The sequence below is a fragment of the Amycolatopsis sp. NPDC059027 genome (assembly GCF_042739735.1).
In the GTDB taxonomy this organism is placed as follows: Bacteria; Actinomycetota; Actinomycetes; order Mycobacteriales; family Pseudonocardiaceae; genus Amycolatopsis.
Map to the genome: position 1 here is coordinate 1 of NZ_JBHYIK010000143.1, position 2,806 is coordinate 2,806.

Annotated in this window: 3 protein-coding genes; all 3 read right to left on the reverse strand. The window is 70.5% G+C overall.

Annotation, left to right across the window (positions count from 1 at the left end):
- Positions 1-65: 65 nt before the first annotated feature.
- The gene (locus ACFWY9_RS44350) at positions 66-749 is read right to left on the reverse strand and encodes a fasciclin domain-containing protein (protein ID WP_378341717.1); all 684 of its coding nucleotides are present in this window, start codon (positions 747-749) and stop codon (positions 66-68) included.
- Positions 750-873: 124 nt separating this feature from the next.
- A complete protein-coding gene (locus ACFWY9_RS44355) occupies positions 874-2,418 on the reverse strand; it encodes a molybdopterin-dependent oxidoreductase (protein WP_378341718.1) in 1,545 nt (514 codons plus the stop codon).
- A gap of 63 nt (positions 2,419-2,481) precedes the next feature.
- Positions 2,482-2,718: a glutaredoxin family protein gene (locus tag ACFWY9_RS44360; RefSeq protein WP_378323647.1), complete on the reverse strand. Its 237-nt coding sequence runs from the start codon at positions 2,716-2,718 to the stop codon at positions 2,482-2,484.
- Positions 2,719-2,806: the final 88 nt, after the last annotated feature.

A 2,806-nucleotide genomic window follows, 5' to 3' on the forward strand; every position in this document is an offset into this window, starting at 1 on the left:
GACAGGCCTTCACAGCGCTCAACGCTGTGAAGGAGGCCTTCACGGACCTTCGAGCAGAGAGGGCCTCAGTTCCCGGTAGAACCGGGGGTGAGGACCTTGTCGATCACGAACACGGTCGCGTTCTTGGTCGCGATGTTCCCGCACAGGATCTTCGCGCCGTTCACGGTCAGCTGGTTCCCGGTGCCCGCGAACGTCAGCTGCCCGCCGTCGGTGGCGAGCGTGGGGGACGTCTTCGCGGCCTCAAGACCCTTGGCGTCGAGGCGCTTGCCGACGACGTGGAAGTTCAGCAGCGACGTCAGCTCGGTGCCCTTCAGCTGGCTGAACTTCGTCTCGCCGTACGCCTTGACGGCCTCGTCGGACGGCGCGAACACGGTCACCGCGGGCGCGCTGTTCAGCGAGTCCGTCAGGTTCGCGTTCCTGATCGCGGCCGACAGCTTGGTCAGCAGCGGGTTCGCCGCGGCAGCGGCGGCGACCGTCTGCTGCCCCATCGCGGTGACGCTGCCCGCCTCACTGCCGTGCGGCAGCGACTCGCACGCGGAGCCGAAAACACCGGAGCCGCCGCCCTCGGCGGGGGTCGGCGTCGACACCGTGCTCACCGGCGCCGAGGCGGGCGCGGGGGCGGGCGGCGTCGCGGACTTGTACTGCTCGGCCTTGCCGCTGTACGCCGCGTCGTCCGGGTTGCAGGCCGTCAGGGCCAGCACGGCCACGGCCGCGATGCCGGCTCCGGCGACGCCGCGAAGCTTCACCACAACGATCACTCCCTGTTCGGTCCGGGAACGCCACGACAAGACTGTCTCGTCACCCGGAGCTGTGCCGGGTCGCCACCCAAGGTTTTTATAGCGGAGCACCCAGTCCGAACCGTGGAAGGGGTGGTCAGCGTGCGTCCAGTGTCACCGAATGCCACCCGGTCGCGCCGTCCGGGACCGGGTCCGCGCGGGCCTCGGTCTGGGTGTAGCCGGACCGGTCGGTGGCCCGGACGAACACCTGGTGCGAGCCCGGCGGGACGTCGAGCTCGGTCCACCACATGCGCCAGGTGTCCTTGCTGACCTCGGCGGAAAGCGTCGTCTCCCGCCACGGCCCCTGGTCCAGCCGCACCTCGACCTTCGCGATCCCGGTGTGCTGGGCCCACGCCGTCCCGGCGACACGCACCTTCCCCGCGGTCACCCGCGCGAACCCGCTGGGCGTGTCGATGCGGGACTCCGTCTTGATCGGCGCCTCGCGAGCCCAGCCGCGGCTGAGCCAATAAGCCTGGCGCGCGCTCCAGGTCGTCACTTCGAGGTCGGTGACCCACTTCGTCGCCGAGACGTAGCCGTACAGCCCGGGAATCACGATCCGCGCCGGGAAGCCGTGCTCGACCGGCAGTGGTTCGCCGTTCAGGCCGATCGCCAGCATCGCGCCACGCTCCGGGTCCAGTGCCGCGCCGATCGGGGTACCGCAGGTCCAGCCGTCGGCGCTGGTGGCGGCCAGCTGTTCCGCGCCCGGCCGTACCCCCGCCTCGCGCAGCAGATCGGCGAGATCGACGCCGAGGAACCGGCCGTTCGAAATCAGCGGGCCACCGACCTCGTTCGACACACACGTCAGCGTCACGAGCCGCTCGACGAGCGGGCGCGAGCGGATGTCGGCGTAGGACAAGGTGAGTTCGCGGTCGACCATGCCGTGGATGCGCAGGCTCCACTTCTCGCTGCGCAGCTGCGGGACGACCAGCGCGGTGTCGATGCGGTAGAAGTCGGCGGCCGGGGTGACGAACGGCGGCGTGCCGAGCTTGGCGAAGTCGGCGTCCGGCGGGATCGGCGGCACGGTGCGGGCCGGGACGAGCGGTCCGATCGCCTCGCGCGAGCCCTCGGCGTTCGTGCTGGTCCCGAGGAGCTGTCCGCCCAGTCCGGCGACACCCGCGCCTGCCGCGACACCGACACCGGTGACCAGGAACTTCCGGCGCGACTCGCCGTCGTAGGACCGCGGCTCGACCGGCAGCGCGAGCCGGTGCAGCCAGGTGAACACCGCGAGCCCCGCCACCAGCGCGGCCACCGGGGCGAGCAACGAGATCTGGCCGAGGTCGTTCCGGACGTACACCGCGGCGATCCCGGCGACGCCGAGCACCGCGACGAGCACCTGGCCGGCCAGGGGCTTGCGTCGCGAAAGCTGTCCGGCGGCCAGCGCGAACAGCACCAGCACGACACCGAGGCCGATCTTGAGGACGAGCTTGTCCGCCGTGCCGAGGGTGCGTTCGGCCCACTTCACGATCCCCTGTGGGCTGTGGTCGATCACGAACGTCGCCACCGCGACGAACGGCGAGGCCGCGTAGCCGACGAACCCCGCGACCAGATGCCCCACACCGAGCGCGGCGGCCAGCGCGAGGACGCCGATCAGCGCGGCGACCGGCAGCGAAAGCCGCTCTTTCCGAATCCCTTGAGCCTCCACGTGTCCATATTCGACGCGGAAGGCGGATCCGGCTTGGGATTCGGGCCTTACCGGGCTATTACGTCAGGCCAGCGCCGCGCGGAGCCGGTCCTCCTCGACCTTCCAGTACCCGTGCTCGGCGCCGTCGACGAGGATCACCGGAACGCGGTCGCCGTACTCGGCACGCCATTCCGGATCGGTGTCGACGTCGGCGGCCTCCCACGGCACCCCGAGCTCCCCGCAGATGCGCTCGACCTCGGCCTCGGCCGTCACACACGACGGACACCCGACCCTTGTCATCACCGTGACCTGATGCGCCATACGTCCATCCTGCCCAAAGTGCCGTTAAGGCCACCTTACGGGCGTCAGACGCCTGCAAGGTGGCCGTAAACGCACCACATCCGATCCG